This window comes from Plantactinospora soyae (genome assembly GCF_014874095.1).
GTDB lineage: Bacteria > Actinomycetota > Actinomycetes > Mycobacteriales > Micromonosporaceae > Plantactinospora > Plantactinospora soyae.
In genome coordinates, this window is the sequence record NZ_JADBEB010000001.1 from 1,210,895 (window position 1) to 1,228,534 (window position 17,640).

The 17,640-nt window shown below is 71.3% G+C and carries 16 protein-coding genes and 1 pseudogene; 7 read left to right on the forward strand and 10 right to left on the reverse strand.

The window, feature by feature from the left end:
• The first annotated feature begins 95 nt into the window (after positions 1 to 95).
• From H4W31_RS05395 to H4W31_RS05405, 3 genes are all read left to right on the forward strand, one after another.
• Entirely contained in the window at positions 96 to 599 is a 504-nt protein-coding gene (locus H4W31_RS05395) for a sigma-70 family RNA polymerase sigma factor (protein ID WP_192765633.1), read from the forward strand.
• 13 nt (positions 600 to 612) lie between these two features.
• Positions 613 to 2,034 carry an ABC transporter substrate-binding protein gene (locus H4W31_RS05400; RefSeq protein ID WP_192765634.1) on the forward strand — a complete coding sequence of 474 codons (1,422 nt, stop codon included), beginning with the start codon at positions 613 to 615 and terminating at the stop codon, positions 2,032 to 2,034.
• Positions 2,035 to 2,240: 206 nt separating this feature from the next.
• On the forward strand, positions 2,241 to 3,407 hold the full coding sequence (locus H4W31_RS05405) for an endo-1,4-beta-xylanase (RefSeq protein WP_192765635.1): 1,167 nt from the start codon (positions 2,241 to 2,243) through the stop codon (positions 3,405 to 3,407).
• 97 nt (positions 3,408 to 3,504) lie between these two features.
• Here H4W31_RS05405 and H4W31_RS05410 read toward each other — a convergent pair whose 3' ends face one another.
• The 4 genes from H4W31_RS05410 to H4W31_RS05425 form a co-directional block, all read right to left on the reverse strand.
• Positions 3,505 to 3,753 carry a hypothetical protein gene (locus H4W31_RS05410; RefSeq protein ID WP_192765636.1) on the reverse strand — a complete coding sequence of 83 codons (249 nt, stop codon included), beginning with the start codon at positions 3,751 to 3,753 and terminating at the stop codon, positions 3,505 to 3,507.
• Complete coding sequence (locus tag H4W31_RS05415; RefSeq protein ID WP_192765637.1) at positions 3,750 to 4,190, reverse strand: DUF1622 domain-containing protein; 441 nt, start codon at positions 4,188 to 4,190, stop codon at positions 3,750 to 3,752. Before H4W31_RS05415 ends, H4W31_RS05410 begins: the two co-directional genes overlap by 4 nt.
• Positions 4,191 to 4,201: 11 nt before the next feature.
• Positions 4,202 to 4,969, reverse strand: a complete 768-nt coding sequence (locus tag H4W31_RS44135) for a DUF427 domain-containing protein (RefSeq protein WP_192765638.1) — start codon at positions 4,967 to 4,969, stop codon at positions 4,202 to 4,204.
• A 76-nt stretch (positions 4,970 to 5,045) separates the two neighbouring features.
• Positions 5,046 to 6,830, reverse strand: coding sequence for a glycoside hydrolase family 15 protein (locus H4W31_RS05425; protein ID WP_192765639.1), 1,785 nt, complete (start codon positions 6,828 to 6,830; stop codon positions 5,046 to 5,048).
• A gap of 247 nt (positions 6,831 to 7,077) precedes the next feature.
• Between H4W31_RS05425 and H4W31_RS05430 the strand changes: the two genes are divergently transcribed.
• On the forward strand, positions 7,078 to 8,094 hold the full coding sequence (locus tag H4W31_RS05430) for an ABC transporter substrate-binding protein (protein ID WP_192765640.1): 1,017 nt from the start codon (positions 7,078 to 7,080) through the stop codon (positions 8,092 to 8,094).
• Positions 8,095 to 8,127: 33 nt separating this feature from the next.
• On the opposite strand, the gene H4W31_RS05435 is transcribed toward H4W31_RS05430, so the two are convergent.
• From H4W31_RS05435 to pdxH, 6 genes and pseudogenes are all read right to left on the reverse strand, one after another.
• Positions 8,128 to 9,291 (reverse strand): acyl-CoA dehydrogenase family protein, encoded by a 1,164-nt coding sequence (locus tag H4W31_RS05435; RefSeq protein ID WP_192771864.1) that lies wholly within the window; start codon positions 9,289 to 9,291, stop codon positions 8,128 to 8,130.
• Positions 9,292 to 9,379: 88 nt separating this feature from the next.
• Positions 9,380 to 9,679 carry a type II toxin-antitoxin system VapB family antitoxin gene (locus H4W31_RS05440; protein ID WP_192765641.1) on the reverse strand — a complete coding sequence of 100 codons (300 nt, stop codon included), beginning with the start codon at positions 9,677 to 9,679 and terminating at the stop codon, positions 9,380 to 9,382.
• Positions 9,680 to 9,874: 195 nt separating this feature from the next.
• On the reverse strand, positions 9,875 to 10,498 hold the full coding sequence (locus H4W31_RS05445) for a nitroreductase family protein (protein WP_192765642.1): 624 nt from the start codon (positions 10,496 to 10,498) through the stop codon (positions 9,875 to 9,877).
• A 17-nt stretch (positions 10,499 to 10,515) separates the two neighbouring features.
• Positions 10,516 to 11,457: an aldose 1-epimerase family protein gene (locus H4W31_RS05450; protein WP_192765643.1), complete on the reverse strand. Its 942-nt coding sequence runs from the start codon at positions 11,455 to 11,457 to the stop codon at positions 10,516 to 10,518.
• A gap of 211 nt (positions 11,458 to 11,668) precedes the next feature.
• A pseudogene (locus H4W31_RS05455) lies at positions 11,669 to 12,904 on the reverse strand (MFS transporter); the annotation flags it as partial.
• Between the two features lie 110 nt (positions 12,905 to 13,014).
• Positions 13,015 to 13,671, reverse strand: coding sequence for a pyridoxamine 5'-phosphate oxidase (pdxH, locus tag H4W31_RS05460; RefSeq protein ID WP_192765644.1), 657 nt, complete (start codon positions 13,669 to 13,671; stop codon positions 13,015 to 13,017).
• A gap of 247 nt (positions 13,672 to 13,918) precedes the next feature.
• On the opposite strand from pdxH, the gene H4W31_RS05465 reads away from it, so the two are divergent.
• The 3 genes from H4W31_RS05465 (at position 13,919) to sepH (ending at position 17,619) form a co-directional block, all read left to right on the forward strand.
• Positions 13,919 to 15,025 (forward strand): citrate synthase 2, encoded by a 1,107-nt coding sequence (locus H4W31_RS05465; protein ID WP_192765645.1) that lies wholly within the window; start codon positions 13,919 to 13,921, stop codon positions 15,023 to 15,025.
• 209 nt (positions 15,026 to 15,234) lie between these two features.
• On the forward strand, positions 15,235 to 16,362 hold the full coding sequence (serC, locus tag H4W31_RS05470) for a phosphoserine transaminase (RefSeq protein ID WP_192765646.1): 1,128 nt from the start codon (positions 15,235 to 15,237) through the stop codon (positions 16,360 to 16,362).
• A 189-nt stretch (positions 16,363 to 16,551) separates the two neighbouring features.
• Complete coding sequence (gene sepH / locus H4W31_RS05475; RefSeq protein ID WP_192765647.1) at positions 16,552 to 17,619, forward strand: septation protein SepH; 1,068 nt, start codon at positions 16,552 to 16,554, stop codon at positions 17,617 to 17,619.
• Positions 17,620 to 17,640 lie beyond the last annotated feature (21 nt).

The following is a 17,640-nucleotide window of genomic DNA, read 5'->3' on the forward strand; positions in this document are numbered from 1 at the left end:
CGGCGCACAGCGGTGATGTACCGGTCCGCAGCCGATAGGTTCGACCCAACGGATTGACGACATTCGGCGTCCGGCGTACCGGAGGGGGGACCTTGATGGCCCGTGGTGCGTTCGGCGACGCCGAGGAGTTCGCTCGGGCGCGCCTGGACGCGCTGCGGCGGTTCGCGTACCTGATCAGCGGCAGCGCCGCCGAGGCGGACGACCTGGCCCAGATCGCGGTGGTCGAGGTCTGGCAGCGGTGGCGCAAGGCCGGGGACAACCCCGAGGCGTACGCCCGGCAGGTCATCGTGACCCGGAACGTGAGCCGGTGGCGACGGTCGCGCCGGGAGGTGCCGAGCGACGAGGTCGACCACCGGCCCGACGATCCGGCCGGAGCCGTGGTGACCAACGGCGCGCTGTGGCAGGCGTTGCAGGAACTCGGCAAGCCCGAACGCACCGTCGTCGTGCTGCACGTGCTCTACCGGTACACCTTCAGCGAGATCGCGGCGATCTGTGGCGATCCACCGGGCACGGTTTCCAGCCGGTACGCGAGGGCCAGACGGGCCCTGCGAACACATCTGGCAACCACCCAGCCGGCGATTCGGAGCGCACGTGGCTGACAAGATCGGGCCTGTGGAGGATGGGAGGCTCGCCGAGGAGGTCGTCGCCACCCTCACCCAGGCGCAGGCCGCGCTGCCACCGGCCGCTCCCGGCGCCATCGCGACGATCCGCGAGCGCTACCGGCGCAGACGGCGGCAGCGCGCCGGGCTCGCCAGTGCGGCGGTCGCGATCCTGGTCCTGGCGGTCACCCTGACCGGGGCGGAACTGACCCGGGGGCGGGGGCTGTCTCCGGTGCCCCCGGCGAACGGCGGTACGGCGACGATCCGGGTGTGGGCCATCACCCCGCCGGGGCAGGACTCGGCCCTGCGGCAACTGGTGGACCGGTACAACAGGTCGGCCGAGGCCGACGTCGAACTGTTCACCTTCGGCAACGACGACTACAAGGAGAAGCTGCGTACCTCGGTCGACTCGTCGGACGGCCCGGACGTCTTCGTCAGCTGGGGCGGCGCCACCCTCGCCCGGCTCGCCCGTGCGGGTCGACTGGCCGACCTGGCCGGGCCACCGGCCGCCGTCGACCGGTTCCTGCCCAGCGCCCTGGCCGGCGGCATGGTCGACGGCCGGCAGTACGGACTGCCGATGAGCGGTACGCATCCGACGGTGCTCTTCTACAACAAGGACGTCTTCACCCGGTCCGGGCTGACTCCGCCGCGCAGTTACGCCGACCTGCTGTCCCTGGTGGACGAGTTCAAGTCCGACGGGATCACCCCGTTGGCGCTGGGCGGCGCCCAGGGCTGGACGGAGCTGATGTACGTGATGTACCTGGCCGAACGGATCGGCGGCCCCGGGACCACCGCCGACATCGTGGAAGGCCGGCCGGGCGCCTGGTCGAAACCGGCGGTGGCGCAGGCGTTGCTGGCCGCGCAGGATCTCGCCGAGCGGGGCGCGTTCGGTGACGACTTCTCCTCCCTCGGCTACGACGACGGCGGCGCGCCGCGCCTGCTGGCGACCGGGCGGGCCGCGATGCAGCTGATGGGAACCTGGGAGTACCCCACCCAGCTGGCCCAGAATCCGGACTTCGTCCTCGGCGGCCGACTGGGCTGGGTGCCGTTCCCGAGCATGGCCGGCGGGGCGGGAAACCCGGCGGACCTGGTCGGGATTCCGGCCCAGTACTTCTCGGTCACCGCCGCCAGCCGACACCGGGAGACCGCGATCGAGTTCGTCCGGGACGTCACCGCCGACGCCTACCTCGACGACCTGGTCACCGACGGCGAGGTGCCCCCGGTCACCGACGCCGCCGACCGGCTGCGGAGTACGGACCACGCCGGGTTCGCCGTCTCCGTGCACGAACTGGTGGCGCGGGCGCCGTCGTACAGCCTCGCCTGGGACCAGGCGCTGGAGCCGGGCACCGCGACGAGGTTGAACGCCAACCTGCAACGGCTGTTCCGATCGGAACTCACCCCGGAGCAGTTCGCGGCGGCGATGGCCGGCGGCTGACGTACGGCCACATAGCACCATCGACGACGTTCGAGAAGGCCACGACCGCGATCGATTGGTGTCGGATCTCCGACAGCACGACGTGCAGCAAATCGATGCCCGGCTCGCGTTCCGGGAGGGATGCACGCGCACCCGTCCCCCGTGCGTGACAACGCCGGCCCTGCCGGCAACTGGCTACGAACCACACCCGTGGAGGTTTCGAACGGATGAGAAAGTTTCGGATCGTTCTCGTCGGCGTACTGGCCGCCGGTTCGCTTTACTCGATCGGACCATCGACCGCCACCGCCGCGCCGACGAAGGTGACCGGCGGGATCGCCGCGCAGGTGGCGACCGGAGGCAGCGTCGCGCACGTACCCCCGGCCCCGTCCACGGACCTGCCGCTGCGGACGCTGGCCCGCGAGCACGGCCTGGGCATCGGCACCGCGGTCGACATGACCGCCCTGGACGCCGACCCCGAGTACCGCTCCCGGGTGGCCCGGGAGTTCTCCGCGGTGACCGCGGAGAACGTGATGAAGTGGGAGTCGCTGGAGCCGGCCCGGGGTGAGTACAACTGGGCGCCGGCCGACGAGCTGGTCGACTTCGCCCGGCGCAACGGGCAGAAGGTGCACGGTCACACCCTGCTCTGGCACAACCAGCTTCCCGCCTGGCTGACCCAGGGCGTCGCCGACGGCTCGATCAGCCCCGCCGAGCTGCGTACCATCGTCCGGAACCACATCACCACCGTGGTGAAGCACTTCCGGGGCAAGATCCGCGCCTGGGACGTGGTCAACGAGGCGTTCACCGACGGCGACAGCCCGGTACTGCGTGACACGATCTTCCGGCAGCACCTCGGCCCGAACTACATCGCCGACGCCCTGCGCTGGGCGCACGCCGCCGACCCGAGCGCCAAGCTCTTCCTGAACGACTACGCGACCGACAACATCAACCCGAAGAGCACCGCGTACTACGAGCTGGCCAAGCAACTGCTCAAGCAGCGGGTCCCGCTGCACGGCATGGGCTTCCAGGGCCACCTGGACCTCCAGTACCCGCTGCCGATCGACGCGCCGGAGAACCTGCGCCGGTTCGACCGGCTCGGCCTGCAGACCGCGTTCACCGAGGTCGACGTGCGGTTCTTCCTGCCGGTCGACACGTACAAGACGGCCGGACAGGTGGGCAGCTTCAACACGCTCCTCCAGGCCTGCCTGCTCACCCCGCGCTGCGTGATGTTCACCGTGTGGGGCTTCAGCGACAAGTACTCCTGGGTTCCCGGCTGGTTCGACGGCCAGGGCTCGGCCACCCCGATGGACGAGAACTTCCAGCCCAAGCCGGCCTACCGGGGCCTGCAGCAGGTACTCGCCGTCGCCTCGGACCCGAACAGTAGGCGCGGCTTCTAAGGAACGGTCGGGAACGGGCACGCGGCGATGCCCGGCCCCCGACCACCAGCGGCCCGCCGTCGAGCCCCACCTGCTCGATGGCGGGCCGCGCCCCCACTCACTGTCCGGCGTCCGGTGGCTGGCGCGGCCTCAGCAGGACAGCCGAGACCACCTGGCGGAGCAGGACGATCACCGCGGCACTGGCGAGATCGATCCAGCCCTGCGCGGCGGCGAGCCGGATCAGGCCGGCGGCGGTCAACAGGTCGAGCAGCACCCGGATCGCTACCCGCCAGGAGCCGGTCGTCAGCAGGACCACCGCCGCCGAACCCAACGCCAGGGCGGTGACCAGGGTGCCGAGCGGCTTCATCGATGGTCCGTCGCGCTCTCGGATCGCCGATCGGCCGCCGGATCGCCGGGGCGCCGGTCAGCGGCCGGATCGCCAGCTCGCCGGTCAGCGGCCGGGCCGCCGAGTTGTCGCTGTTCCGAGCGGATCTCCCGGCCGAGGAAGTAGTTCAGCGCGGTCCGGATCGTGGCGATCGCGGCCAGCCGGCCGAGTTGCCCGAAGCTCGGCGAGACGGCGGTACGCAGGATGTCCGCGGCGAGCTGGAACTCCAGCCCCAGCGTGAGGAACCGGCCCAGCGACAGCCGGATCGGGGTGAAGACGGCGGCGGAGCGGTGCCGGATCCCGGTCACCACGAACCGGGCGGCCGTCCAGACCGCTCCAATGAAGATCACCGCCGCTCCCACCGCCTCGACGATGGTGACCAGCACCTGGACGACGCGCCCCAGCCACTCCTCGGGCAACGCGGACCCGCCTACCTCGACCAGCGGGTCTGTGGCCGGGTAAGCCGCTCACCGTCGACGATCAGGTCGGTCCGCTCGTTGAAGAAGCACACCATTCCGGCGATCGGCTGCAACACGTGACTGGGGAAGTCGTACGCCCAGGCGACGTCCTGGTGGGTGGTGCCGTCGGTCCGGACCGACCAGTAGTTGCTGGTCCTCCCCTTGTACGGGCACGCCGTGATGGTGTCCGTGGCGGTCAGCCGGCCGAGATCCACCTCGGTCCGGTTGAGGTAGTAGCGGACCGGTACGCCGGTCTCGAACACCAGCACGGGTGACCGGGTCTCGGCCAACAGCGTGCCGTCGAGTTCGACCCGTACGTGCCGGGTCGAACGCAACGCCTCCACCCTCGTGTACGGGTCGCGGGGATGGACGAAGACCTCCTCGTCCTCCTCGAACCAGGCGTCGAGGGCGTCCCACTCGAAGCGCACCATGTCCGGCAGCCCTTCGATGGACTTCTCGGTGTGCACCCGGACCACGCCCGGGTGGTAGGTGTCACCGACCCGGAGACCGTACTGGCGGGCCGTTCCCCGGCTGTACTGCTCGACGTCCTGCTCGTCGACCAGCATCTCCTGGTTCACGTCCACGAACGGGATGTAGTAGTGCGGGTAGTGCGGCCACTCCCAGACGTACCGGGCGTTCCTGGTGTCCAGCACCATCTCGCCGTTGAGGACGGCGCGGATCCGTCGGGCCGCCGGCTCGACGTGGTCGATCGGAACGATCGTGCGTGGATAGTCGTTCACGGAACTCTCCTGTCGCCACCGGATCGGCACGTACTGGTCGGGGTTCGGTCGGTCGGGCCCGGTCGCTCCACGGCGGTCACACCGCGGCGGGCTCGGTCGTGGTGAGCTCCCAGGCCGCGATGATCAGTCCGATGTGCGAGAACGCCTGTGGGAAGTTGCCGAGCTGCTCGCCGGTGCCCGGATCGACCTGCTCGGCGAAGAGCCCCAGGTCGTTCGCGGTGCCGGCGATCCGGTCGAACATCGCGGCGGCCCGGTCCCGCTCGCCGGCCAGGGCGAGGCAGTGCACCAGCATGAACGAGCAGAGGGTGAAGGCCGCCGGATCGGTGTCCCAGCGCCGGAGCAGGCCGTCGTCGGACAACTCCTCCTCGACCCGCCGGATGGTGGCCCGCATCCGGTCGTCGGTCGCCGGCAGGAAGTCGACGATCGGCATGATCAGGACGCTGGCGTCGAGCTTGTCCGAGCCGAACGCGCCGGTGTACGCACCCCGGTCGGCGTTCCAGCCCTCCCGCAGGATCGTCTCCCGGGCCTCGTCCCGGGCCGCCGCCCAGCGGGCCAGGTCGGCGGCGTCCCCGATCCGGTCGCCGAACCGTACCGCCCGGTCCAGGGCCGCCCAGCAGAACACCTTGGACGACAGGTAGTGCCGCTGCGCGTCACGCGCCTCCCACATCCCGGCGTCCGGCTCCCGCCAGCTCGTCGCCGCCTGGTCGGCGAGGGAACTGAGCAGGTCGCGTACCTCCGGCGGCAGCGGGTCGAGGTAATCGCGCAGCCGCCAGGCCGCGTCCATCACCTCACCGAGTACGTCGAGCTGCCGTTGCCGCCACGCCTCGTTGCCGACCACGACCGGCGAGCTGCCGGCGTACCCGCGCAGCGTCTCGATCCGCCGCTCGGTCAGGTCCCGCTCCCCTTCGACCCCGAACATGATGGGTACCGGCTGCCCGTCGACCTGGCCGACCGCCGAGGCCACCCAGCGGAACAGCCGGGTCGCCTCGTCCGGGCAGGCCGCGACCCAGAGCGCCCGCAGGGTCATGCTGAAGTCCCGCAGCCAGGCGAACCGGTAGTCGTAGTTGCGGTCCCCGCCGATCCGCTCCGGTAACGAGGTGGTCGCCGCCGCGATGACGGCGCCGCTCGGCTGGTAGGTGAGCCCCTGCAACACCAGGGCGTTGTGCCGGACCAGGTCCGGATAACGCCCCTGGTAGTCGTGCAGGCCCGTCCAGGACCGCCAGCCCTCGACCGTGTCGCCGAGTGGGTCCCGGGCGTCGAGCCCAGCCGGTGGTACGTCGTGGTACGTCGGCCGGTACGCGAGGACGAACGTCCGCCGCTGCCCCGCGTCGATCGCGAACCGGGCCGACGCGTCCGGGCCGGAGCAGGTCAGCGGCACCGGGCTGGTCATCGTCAGGGTGGTCGGTCCGGCCGTCGCGACGAGCGTGCCGTTGCGTGGGAGGAGGTAGGCGGTGCGGCGGCCGTACTCGAACCGGGGGCGGTACGTCAACGTCAGCGGAACCGTTCCCGATCTGCCCTCCACCACCCGGACCAGCACTCCCGGGGACCGCCGGGCGATCTGGTGTCCCCGGGAACCGGGTTCCAGCACGAGTCCGTCGGTCACCGACACCTCGCCGTGCGCGGTGCTGAAGACCGTACGCAGCACGAGCGTGTCGGGCAGGTACTCGCGTCGTACCTCGAACCGGTCGTCGCTCGGGCGGATGGACCAGTGGCCGCCGTCGGAGTCCAGCAGCCGGCAGAACACCGAGGGCGCGTCGAAGCGCTCCGGGCACCACCAGTTGACCGAGCCCTCCCGGTCGACCAACGCCGCGCTGCGCCCGTCGGCCAGCAGCCCGTGATCGGCGATGGCGGCCTTACCCACGGGACGGGCTACCCCCGGTCGGCAACTTCAACCCCGTCCGGGGCGGAACGGTGATCGAGGTGGCGGGAGCGGGGTCCGGGCGCGGGCGGACCGCTGCGGGGCCGGGGCCGCACGGTTCGGACGAGGACGGCGCAACTTGACAGGCTGAACTTAGGCCAGGCTAACCTAATGCCGCCGGGTAGGTTCGTCACCCGGCGTCGATCGGTCAGCCAACGCTCCCCCGAGCGCCAGTCGAGGAGTCCCCGCCATGCCCCAGCACCGTCACCTCACCCGCCGGAACCTGCTCGGCGCGGCCGGCGTACTCGGCCTCGGCGCCCTGCTGAGCGCCTGCGGGCAGGACGACCCCGGAGCCGGCCCGGCCGACGACGGCGCCTGGAGCTTCACCGACGACCGGGGGCAGACGGCGTCCACGGCCAGCCGGCCGTCCCGGGTCGTCGCGTTCGTCGGCACCGCCGCCGCGCTGCACGACTTCGGCGTCACCGACCGGCTCGTCGGCGTCTTCGGCCCGACCAGGCTGGCCGACGGCCGCCCCGACGTCCAGGCCGGCAACCTGGACGTCGCCAGGGTCGAGGTGATCGGCAACACCTGGGGCGAGTTCAACATCGAGAAGTACGTCTCGCTGCGGCCCGAACTGCTGGTAACCCACGAGTACGAGAAGAACTCCCTCTGGTACGTGCCGGACGAGAGCAAGGACAAGATCACCCCACTGGCACCCACCGTCGCCCTGGTCGCCTCCCGGGCTCCGCTGGACAAGGTGATCGACCGGCACGCCCAGCTCGCCGCCGCGCTCGGCGCCGACCTGAACGCCGCGTCGGTGACCGAGGCGAAGACCCGGTTCGAGAAGGCCGCCGAGGGAATCCGGCAGGCCGCCGCAGCCAACCCGGGCCTGAAGGTGCTCGCCTGCTCGGCCGCCCCCGACCTCTTCTACGCCTCGAACCCCGGCGTCAACGCGGACATCCTCTACTACAAGCAGCTCGGCCTCGACGTCATCGTGCCGGACAAGGTGGACGGCCTCGGCTACTTCGAGAGCCTGAGCTGGGAGAACGCCGGCAAGTACCCGGCCGACGTCCTGCTGCTGGACAACCGCAGCTCCACGCTGCAACCGAAGGACCTGACCGGCAAGCCGACCTGGGGTCAGTTGCCCGCGGTCAAGGCGAACCAGATCGTCGGCTGGAACAGCGAGCCGCTCTTCTCCTACGCGGCCAGCGCCGCCGCCCTGGAGACGCTGGCCACCGCCATCCGGTCCGCGAAAAAGGTCGCCTGACCGCCCCCTCGCCCTTGCCGGGCGGCGTCGCCACTATCCGCCGAACGCGGCCAGGCCGGTCAACCGTTGCCCGATCACCAACTGGTGGATCTCGGAGGTGCCCTCGTAGGTCAGCACACTCTCCAGGTTGTTGGCGTGCCGCAGCACCGGGTACTCGCCGCTGATGCCGTTGGCGCCCAGGATCGTCCGGCACTGCCGGGCGATGTCGATCGCCTCCCGGACGTTGTTCAGCTTGCCCACGCTGACCTGCTCCGGGCGCAGCGTGCCGGCGTCGGCCAGCCGGCCCAGGTGCAGGGCCAGCAGGTAGCCCTTCTGCAGCTCGACCGCCATGTCGGCCAGCTTCGCCTGGGTGAGCTGGAAACCGGCGATCGGCCGGCCGAACTGCTCCCGGCTGGTGGCGTAGTCGATAGCGGTGTGCAGGCAGTCCCGGGCCGCACCCAGCGCACCCCAGACGATGCCGTACCGCGCCTCGGTCAGGCAGGAGAGCGGAGCCTTCAGCCCGGTCGCCGTCGGCAGCAGCGCGTCCGCCGGCAACCGGACGTCGTCGAGCACGATCTCCCCGGTGGAGGAGGCGCGCAACGACATCTTGTGCCGGATCTCCCGCGCCGTCACCCCGGGCGTCGCCATGGGTACGACGAAGCCGCGTACGCCCTCGTCGGTGCGGGCCCAGATCACCGCGACATCGGCGACGGGAGCATTGGTGATCCACATCTTGCCGCCGCTGAGCACCCAGTCGGTGCCGTCCCGCCGGGCCCGGGTGGCCATCGAGGCGGGGTCGGAGCCGTGGTCGGGCTCGGTCAGTCCGAAGCAGCCGATCAGTTCACCGGCCGCCATCCGGGGCAGCCACTGCTGCTTCTGCTCCTCGGAGCCGTACCGCCAGATGGCGTACATCGCCAGCGAGCCCTGCACCGAGACCAGTGACCGTACGCCCGAGTCGCCCGCCTCCAGCTCCAGGCAGGCCAGCCCGTACGCGACCGCCGAGGCGCCGGCGCAGCCGTACCCGGTCAGGTGCATGCCGAGCAGGCCGACCCGGCCGAACTCCACGGCCAGTTCCCGGACCGGGGCCTGACCGATCTCGTACCAGCGGGCGACGTGCGGCCGTACCCGGGTCGTCACCAGCTCGGCCACGACGGCGCGGATCTGCCGGTCCTCCTCGGGAAGCAAGCCGTCGAGGTCGAGCAGCTCCAACGGCGAGATCCGGGCCCGATCCGTTTGTCCACTCATGCCGGCACTCCGCTCGCTCATGACCGCCACCCTAGCGGCTGATCATCGCGCACCCGCCGGCTCAGGACGGCGGCAGCACCAGCACCCGGGCGTGGATCTGGTTCCGCTGTTGCAGGGCGGCCCGGAGCGCGCGGTGCAGCCCGTCCTCCAGGTAGAGGCCACCGCTCCACTGCACCACGTGCGGAAAGAGGTCGCCGTAGAAGGTGGAGTCCTCGGCGAGCAGCTTGTCCAACGCCAGTTCCCGCTTGGTGGTGATGAGCTGGTCGAGCCGCAGCGGACGTGGCGGGATCTCAGCCCACTGCTTCAACGTGAGCCCGTGGTCCGGGTAGGGACGCCCGTCCCGAACCGCTTTGAAGATCACGACGGCACGCTCCCTCCCCATGGCCGTGCTGGCCTGACCCCTTGCTTCACTACCCCCTGCGGCATGCCACCCCGCAACCGCACCGTACCAATGACGCCCGTCAGCCTAGCGACCTCCGACGACCTCTTGGTTTGTCCGCGGATGTCAGTTTCGTTACTACCTTCGGAGGCAACCTGACCGGACCCGGTCAGGTTGTCAGCCCCACCGACCCCGGTGTACGACCTCGTCGACCGGGCGACGACCGCGACGCAGTGACGGTGACCGATGGTCGGGTGCCGGATAACCGATGGTGAGCGCCCCGATCGGCATGAACTCGCCGGGCACTCCGAACTCGTCGCGGAACGACTCCGTCCGCTCCGGCGGAATTCCGAAGAAGCAGGCGCCAAGCCCCTCGTCCACCGCGGTCAGCAACATCAGCAGGGCGGCGAACCCGCTGTCGACGTACCAGTACGGCACCGGCCAACGGTTCTCGTCGCGATCCGTCCAGCCCTTGTCCGGCTCGGCGTACCGGTCCAGGTACGCCGAGCGGTTCGCGTGCGGAATCACGATCAGCGGCGCCCGCCGCATCCCGGTGAGCCAACGGCTCGCGGTGACCGCCGCCGGGTCGCCTCGGCCGGCGCTCGGGCTGGTCGCCGCCCAGAACCGCTCCCGGTCCGCCGCCTCCTCCAGCACCAGGAAGGCCCAGCCCTGCGAGAAACCGGCGGACGGCGCCCGGACCGCGTGGTCCAGCAGCCGGTCCACCAGTTCCGCCGGTACCGGCCGGTCCGGGTCGTAGTTGCGCACCATCCGCCGCCGCCGGACGACCGTCGAGAACTCCATCGTCTGCCTTCCGGACCTCAGGCGCCGGGACGGATGCCCCAGGTGCCCTGCCAGGTCTGTCCCGGTTCGAGCACGATCACGTCCCGACCCGAACGGAACGCGTCCGGCGGGCAGGTCATCGGCTCCACCGCCACCGAGCGCCGGTGCCGGTCACCGGTCAGGGTGTCCCCGGTGAACACCTGCCACCAGCCGAACGACGGATCGGCCCAGATGCTCACCGCGGCGGCGGAGTCCGGGCTGGACAGCGTGACCGAGGAACCCTCCTCGTCGACGAACGCCGGGTCCAGGTCCCCGAAGGCGACATCGAGGACGGCCGCCCCGATCCGGCGCGGCTCGGTGAAGTCGTACTCGCCACCGGTCACCTTCGCCGCCCCGATCGGCAGCAGCCGGCCGTCCAGCAGCAACCGGCTCCGACCCGGTACCCGCAGCAGCAGGTCGTCCACGGCCACCCCGGGCAGCCGCAGGTACGGATGCACCGAGAAGCCGAACGGGCACTCCGCGCGGCCGACGTTGGTCACCCGGTGGTGCGCCCGCAGCCCGTCCGCGCCGATCCGCCACTCGGTCTCCAGCGCCAGCGGCCACGGGTAGCCGATCTGCGCGGGCATCTCGCACCCCAGCACCACCGCGTCGGGCTGCTGGGAGACCAGCCGCCACGGCAGCCAGTTGACCAGACCGTGGATCGCGGTGTGCCGGTCGGGCTCGGTCAACGACAGCTGCAACGCCTGTCCGGCGAAGGTGTACTGGCCGTCACGGATCCGGTTCGGCCAGGGCGCCAGCACCTGGCCCGCGCTGCCGGCCGGAAGTTCGTCCTCCCCGTACCCGTCGATGTAGTCGACGCCATCCGCCCGGTACGCCCGGAGCCCGCCACCGACCTCGACCACCACGGCCTCCTGGCCGGCGGCAGAGATCGTCCACTGTGCACCAGAGAGCGGCCGGGTCGCCGTCTTGACGTTGTCCATGCCGGGACCATAGCCGTTACCCGGACGCGCCGCCCGGCTGACCGGACGCCGCGCCGGAACCGGCCCTGGCCACCGGCCCTGTTCCGGTCGCTCCGGCCGGCTCGGCCGACCCCGTCGCGGTGCCCGGCGCCGGGCCGGCAGCCGAGCCGGAACCGGAACCGGAACCGGAACCGGAACCGGAGTTGAGATCGGAATCGGAATCGGCGTCGGAATCGGCCTCCACGGCCGGCGCCCGGTAGCGGAGCAGGGCCGGGAAGACGAGCACGAGCACCACGGCGAGGATCGCCGCGGCCACGCCGCCGCCCACCCAGGCGAACCCGACTCCGAACCCGGCGGCGGTCATTCCGGCCCGCAGGTCACCCAGGCGTGGGCCACCCGCGACCACCATGATGTTCACGCCCTGCAACCGCCCACGCATCCGGTCCGGCGCGTAGACCTGCAACATCGACTGTCGGAAGACCGCGCTCACCAGGTCGGCCGCCCCGGCCACCGCGAGCAGCCCGACCACCAGCCAGAGTTGTCGTGCCAGGCCGGCGGCGGCGATCGCCAGCCCCCAGCCGACCACCGCGACCACCAGGGCCACGCCCTGCCGGCGGACCCGGCTCATCCAGCCCGAGGTGAGCCCGCCCAGCACCGATCCGATCGCGATCGCACTGAACAGCCAGCCGACCGCCGCACCGCCGCCGAACCGCTCCTCGGCCACCTCCGGGAAGAGCGTCCGGGGCATGGCCAGCACCATCGCGATGATGTCGACGGCGAAGGAGAGCAGCAGCACCGGTGTGGTGGCCAGATAACGGAACCCGTCCACCACGCTGGCCAGGCCGGCCCTGCGGGGAACACCGGTCCCGTCGTCGATCGGCGGTACCGGAGGCAGCCGGTAGGTGGCCCACAACGAGACGGTGAAGAGCACCGCGTCCACCCCGTACAGCACCGGCAGCATCGCCTCGACCGATCCGACCGAGAAGACCAGACCCGCGGCGAGCGGCCCGAGCACACCACCGGCGGTGGAGGTGGTGTAGCCCAGGGTGTTGGCGGCCGGTACCAGCGAGGTGGGTACCAACCGGGCGATGATCGCCTGCCGGGCCGGTGAGCTGATCGCGAACGCGGTCGTCTGCACCGCCACCAGTCCCAGCAGCAGCACCGGGCTGCCGACCTGGAACACCGCCTGGAGCAGCAGCCCGAGGGTGGACAGCCACATCAGGACGGAACTGGCCAGCAGCAGCCGGCGACGGTCGATCGCGTCCGCGACGGCGCCGCCCCAGAGGCCGAACACCACCAGCGGAACGAACCCGGCGATCCCGAGCAGGCCGACCCAGAGCGACGCGTCGGTCAGCGCGAACATCTCCACCGGTACGGCGACGGCGGTGAGCTGGAACCCGAACATCGAGACGCCGTTGCCGATCCACAGCCGCCGGTACGCCGGCACCCGCAGCGGGCGTACGTCCATCGCCAACCGCGCGAACCTCCCGCCCGGTGCGGCGGCGCCCCCGGTCGACGTGGCGGCAGTCCTGCCCGGCGGACCGGCCGTCGGCCGGTCCGCGTCCTTGTCACTACCGGTCAAGGCGCAAGCCGCTCAATGATCCAATCTCCCGCACCGGACCGACGGTAGCGCAGCCGATCGTGCAGCCTGCTGGCCCGTCCCTGCCAGAACTCCACCGTTCCCGGCACCACCCGCAGGCCACCCCAGTACGGCGGCGCGGGCACCGGCACACCGTCGGGAAAGCGCTCGTTGACGGCCTGGAACCGGGCATCGAGTGCCGCCCGGTCGGAAAGCACCGCCGACTGTGGGCTCGCCCACGCGCCGAGCTGTGAGCCGCGGGGCCGGCCGGCGAAGTACGCCTCGGTCTCGGCCCGGTCCACCGGCCCGATCGTGCCGCAGATCACCACCTGCCGCTGCATCGGAAACCAGGGCAGCAACAGGCTGGCGTACGGGTTCACCCGCGCCTCGGCACCCTTGCGCGACTCCTGGTTGGTGTAGAAGACCAGCCCGCGCTCGTCGTACCCCTTCAGCAGGACGGTCCGGGTGCTGGGCCGGCCGTCGGCGTCGGCGGTCGCCACCACCATGGCGTTCGGTTCGGGCAACCCGGCGCCGACGGCGTCGAGGAACCACTGGTGGAACTGGGCCCACCAGTCGGCCGCCAGGTCGGCTCGGGAGAGCCCTTCCACCGACTCGTACTCCCGGCGCAGCCCGGCCGGCGGAACTGTGTCCCGCATCACGTCACATCCTCGTCGGTCGACAGAAAGTAGGCGAACCAGCACCGGAGCGCGGTGGTCCACCGGTACGGGCGCCACCCACGGTCGCCCGGCCGGTACGTGTCGCGTGTAGCACAACCGTGACCTCTCGCAAAGTTAGTTACCCACCAGGCAAGATGGCACGAATACATCCCTGAGTTAGCCAAGGGCTCTTGCCGGACACGCCGGATGAGCACCGAGTGCACGGACAACCGATCCAGGAGCGCAGATGTCCGACTTCAAACCGGGGCTGGAAGGCGTGATCGCCTTCGAGACCGAAATCGCCGAGCCTGACAAGGAAGGGGGGTCGCTGCGCTATCGGGGGGTCGACATCGAGGATCTGATCGGTCAGGTCTCGTTCGGCAACGTCTGGGCGCTGCTCGTGGACGGCCGGTTCGGTCCCGGCCTGCCGCCGGCCGAGCCGTTCCCGGTGCCGGTGCACTCCGGCGACATCCGGGTCGACGTGCAGTCCGCGGTCGCGATGCTCGCCCCGTACTGGGGACTCTCCCAGTTGCTCGACATCTCCGACGAGCAGACCCGCGAAGACCTCGCCCGGGTCTCGGTCACCGCGCTGTCCTTCGTCGCCCAGTCGGCCCGTGGACTCGGCCTGCCGGCCGTACCGCAGAAGGAGATTGACAAGGCGGAGACCATCGTCGAGCGGTTCATGAAGCGCTGGCGGGGTGAACCCGACCCCCGGCACGTCAAGGCCGTCGACGCGTACTTCATCTCGGCCGCCGAGCACGGCCTGAACGCCTCCACCTTCACCGCCCGGATCGTCGCATCGACCGGTGCCGACGCCGCCGCCTGCATCTCCTCCGGCATCGGCGCCCTCTCCGGCCCGCTGCACGGCGGCGCGCCGTCCCGGGTACTGCACATGATCGAGGCGGTCGAGCGCAGCGGCGACGCCGAGGGGTACGTCAAGGGCGTACTGGACCGGGGCGAGCGGCTGATGGGCTTCGGCCACCGGATCTACCGGGCCGAGGACCCGCGCGCCCGAGTGCTCCGGCGTACGGCCAAGGAGCTCGGCGCCCCCCGCTTCGAGATCGCCGAGGCGCTGGAGAAGGCCGCCCTGGAAGAGCTGCACGCCCGCAAGCCCGACCGGGTACTCGCGACCAACGTCGAGTTCTGGTCCGCCGTGGTGCTCGACTTCGCCGAGGTGCCGGCGCACATGTTCACCTCCATGTTCACCTGCGCCCGGATGGGTGGCTGGAGCGCCCACATCCTGGAGCAGAAGAAGCTGAAGCGGCTGGTCCGGCCGGCCGCCCGGTACACCGGCCCGGCCCCCCGCAAGCCCGCCCAGGTCGAAGGCTGGGACGCCGTCCCACACGACGTCTGACAGCTGCAAGGAAGGGCCCCTTCTTATCGTTTTTTGTAGAAGAAGGGGCCCTTCCTAACGCCTCAGACATGTGGGCGACGACTCACCCGCCGCGATGGGATCGCGGGGTGGCCCCCGTGGTCGAGGTGCGAGGATGGGTGGGCGGCAGCGTCGCCGGATAAACCGCTCGGCTCCAGGGCCCCCGGCCCACCGGAAGGATCTTCGTAACCGTGGCTGACGTATCGACCATTCGGATTCCTGACGAGATCAAACCCGCTGACGGCCGGTTCGGCTGCGGCCCGTCCAAGGTGCGTCCTGCGGCGGTCTCCGCACTGGCCGACGTCGCCACGACGTACCTCGGCACCTCGCACCGGCAGAAGACCGTCCGCGACCAGGTCGCCCGGCTGCGCCGGGGCATCGCCGAGTTCTTCTCCCTTCCCGAGGGGTACGAGGTCGTGCTCGGCAACGGTGGCGCCACCGCCTTCTGGGAGGTCGCCGCCTTCGGGCTGGTCCGCGACCGGGCCCAGTTCGCCAGCTTCGGCGAGTTCGGCGCCAAGTTCGCGAAGTCGGTCAAGGACGCGCCGTTCCTCGGCGAGCCGACCATCCGCAAGGCCGATCCGGGCACGGCACCGTCGCTGGTCGCCGAGGCCGGCGTCGACGTCTACGCCACGCCGCAGAACGAGACCTCGACCGGAGTCGCCGTACCGCTCCGCCGGGTGGCCGGTGCCGACGACGACGCGCTGCTGCTGGTCGACGCGACCTCCGGCGCCGGCGGCCTGGAGGTCGACGTACGGGAGACCGACGTCTACTACTTCGCCCCGCAGAAGTGCTTCGGCTCCGACGGCGGGATCTACATCGCGTTGATGTCGCCGGCCGCGCTGGCCCGGGCCACCGAGATCAAATCCTCGGGTCGGTACATCCCGGCCTTCCTCGACCTGGTCACCGCGATCGACAACTCCCGGTTGGAGCAGACCTACAACACCCCGGCGCTGGCCACCATCTTCCTGGCCGCCGAGCAGACCGACTGGATGAACGCGCAGGGCGGGCTGACCTGGGCGGCCAAGCGCACGGCCGAGAGCGCTTCCATCGTGTACGGCTGGGCCGAGCGGTCCGCCGTGGCGACCCCGTTCGTGACCGACCCGGCACTGCGCTCCAATGTGGTGGCCACGGTCGACTTCGCCGACGGTGTGGACGCCACCGCGATCGCCAAGGCACTGCGCGCGAACGGGATCGTCGACACCGAGCCGTACCGCAAGCTGGGCCGCAACCAGCTGCGGGTCGCCCTCTTCCCGGCCGTGGAGCCGAGCGACGTCGAGGCGCTGACGGCCTGCGTCGACTACGTGGTCGACCGGCTCTGAGCCGCCTGGTCGATCGGGTCGGGCCGCTCGGACGGGCGACCCGACCCGATTGATCAATTAACCCAGCTCACCCGCGACATGCGGGCGTGGCTCCCCCCAAGGGATGACGGACGGGCGTACCGTGTATCGAGGACGCCGGGGTGTCTGACCTGTGGCGTGGGGCCAGCGAGGCGGGACGGAGGCTACGCGATGCGGCCAGTACGCTTCGTCGCCCTCTCCGAGGACGGCCAAGCTATGGTGCTCACCGACGAGGTGGGCCGTCTTCTCGCGCTGCCGATCGATGAGCGGGTCGCGACAGTCCTGCACACCGAACCGGGCAGCGCTCCACTGGTCACGGCCAGTCCCGGCACCGAGCCGGTGCCCTCGCTGTCACCCCGGGACATCCAGGCACGGATCCGGTCGGGCGAGTCCGCCGAGGACGTGGCCCGAATCGCCGGAGTGCCGGTCGACCGGGTCCTCCGGTACGCGGGTCCGGTCCTTCAGGAGCGGGCGATGCTGGCCCAGCACGCCCGGCGTACCCGGCTGAGGAACGCCGAGAACCCGACCCCGCTCGCCGAGATCGTCGACGGCCGGCTCTCCCAGCACGGCATCGACACCGAGAAGATCTCCTGGGATGCCTACCGACGTGACGACGGGACGTGGCGGATCGTCGCGACCTGGCCCTCCGGCAAGGCCACCGCCCAGGCGATCTGGGACCTCGACAAGGCGCGCCAGTCGGTGACGCCGCACGACGACATGGCGCAGTACCTCTGCGCCGAGCGGCCCGCCCCGCTGATCGGCCAGGAGCCGGCTCCGGAGCGGAGTGGTCGCTCCCTGCCCGGCCCGTCCCGGATGGAGCCGGGCCGTGGCGGGCACGGCCTGCCGGCGGCGTCCGGCGAGCACGCCCGACCCGGCCGCGACCCGATCCGGGCCGGCCGCGACGCGCTGCTCGCCTCGCTCGACCGGCCACTCGGTTCGACCGCCGGTCGTGGGCTCGACCCGGCCGCCTCGATGGCGTCTCCGGACACCCCCCGGCAGCGTCCCGTGGCCGGTGGCGCCGCGGCACTGCTCGGCGGCGGTCCGGGTTCGGCCTTCGACGACGACGCCGACGCGCCCAAGGAGGTCCCGGCCGTGCCCTCGCTCGCGGTTCTCCGGCCGCGCCGCGCCACCGCTCCGGCGGCCGAGCCGGCAGACGCGTCGGGCAAGCCGCGCAAGCGCCTGCCGAGCTGGGACGATGTTCTCTTCGGCGGCGGCCCGGCCGCCCGTGACGGGTCCTGAGTCCCCCGTACCCCGATCGGC